The sequence below is a fragment of the Halorubrum sp. AJ67 genome, from assembly GCF_000513435.1.
On the sequence record NZ_CBVY010000030.1, the window covers coordinates 6,604 to 8,093 of the forward strand.

Here is a 1,490-nt window from a genome sequence, read left to right on the forward strand (position 1 = left end):
ACGAGAGCCCGTGGTGGACCACGAGGACGGTCCGGGCCCGCGTCCGCGGCGGCCTCGATCGTCGCCCGCGCGGCGTCGACCGCGAAGGCGACGCGCTCGATCTCGGCATCGTCCGGCCCCACCTGAAGTCCGTTCGCGCTCGCGTCGACATCGGCGTACGCGGCCGTGTCGAGTCGCTCGTCGAGTCGGTCGACGTACTCGGAGAGTTCCATACAGATCCGTGAATCCGACGGGAAAGTAAAGACGCGACGGTCCGGCGGGGACCGATTTTGTCCCGGACGAGGGACCCCGTCGCAGGCGACCGTTTAGATTGATGCGGTGGCGCGTGCCTGCGAGCGGCCGACAGGCCGCGAGCCAGCACGCGCGAGGGAGTCGGGTGCGACCGAGGGCGACCGTAGGGAGCCCGAGGGATGCGCCCGACGAGGCTGGGGAGGCGTGAGGTGCGGTTGCGGTGCGGGTGAGACTCAAAGGGGCAGTCACGAGGCGGGAATAGGCGTTCACGAGAGCGAAGCTCTCGTGAGCCAATCAGAACGCGGAGCGTTCTGATGACGACGTAAGCACCGCAGGAGCGAGTGAAACGAGCGACGAGGTGCGTGGTTCGAGAGAGCGAAGCTCTCTCGTCATCACGAAAGGCGCTTCGCGCCTTTCGAACGACAGCGAGCGTCTGCCCGCCTCGTGACTGGGGCTTCGGTGGTGTTCGTGTCGATCAGCCGTTTATAAGCAGAAACACTGTTGTACAGCCGAGTGGCTGAGGCTTCGGAGGTCGTCCCATCGACAGCAACTACGTCGTAGCGAGCGGCTGGGGCTTCGGTGGTCGTCGCTCTGCTGCTCCCCGCTTGGTTCGCTAACCGGTCGCGACGATCTCAGAGAGATCTCTCCGCGACGGAACAGTACAGGACAGAACGGACCCGGGTCACACCGGAACCGATCTAATCGTCCAGTTCCTCGGCGACGGAGTCCGGGATCGCGTCGGGCGAACCGATCCCCGCGTCCGGGGCGTCGGACTCGGCCGCCTCGTCTGCCTCGGGCGTGAACTCGGGGTCGAACAGGCGGAGCGCGGTCCGGATCGTCTCCCAGTCGTCCTCGCCGGCCGCGTCGCGAAGCGACCGGGTCGGTGCCGCGAGCAGCTGGCCGACCAAGGCGTCCGCCAAGTCCTCGACCGTCTCGCGCTGCGCCTCTGTCAGGTCGCCTTGTGCCTCCAGCTTCGACATCGCGCGGTCGAGCTCGCGCGCCTTCACCTGATCAGCGCCGGCGTACATCGACGAGATGGCGTCGTCGGCGCGCTTACGCTTGTACGCCTTCAGAATGCGCGCTAACTCCTCGTCGATGATGGACTCGACCTCGCGGGCCTCCTGCTCGCGGCTCTCCCGGGTCCGCCGGGTGACGTCTTCGAGGTCGTCGATGTCGTAGACGGTCACGCCCTCGCGGGCCCCCGCCGCCGGGTCGACGTCGCGGGGGCTGCGCGATGTCGATACAGACGAGCCGGCCGG

2 pseudogenes are annotated in these 1,490 nt (G+C 67.5%); both read right to left on the reverse strand.

The window, feature by feature from the left end:
• Positions 1–212, reverse strand: a pseudogene (locus tag BN903_RS14595) (Nif3-like dinuclear metal center hexameric protein); the annotation flags it as partial.
• A gap of 717 nt (positions 213–929) precedes the next feature.
• Positions 930–1,490 (reverse strand): annotated as a pseudogene (locus BN903_RS14600) (glutamyl-tRNA reductase); the annotation flags it as partial.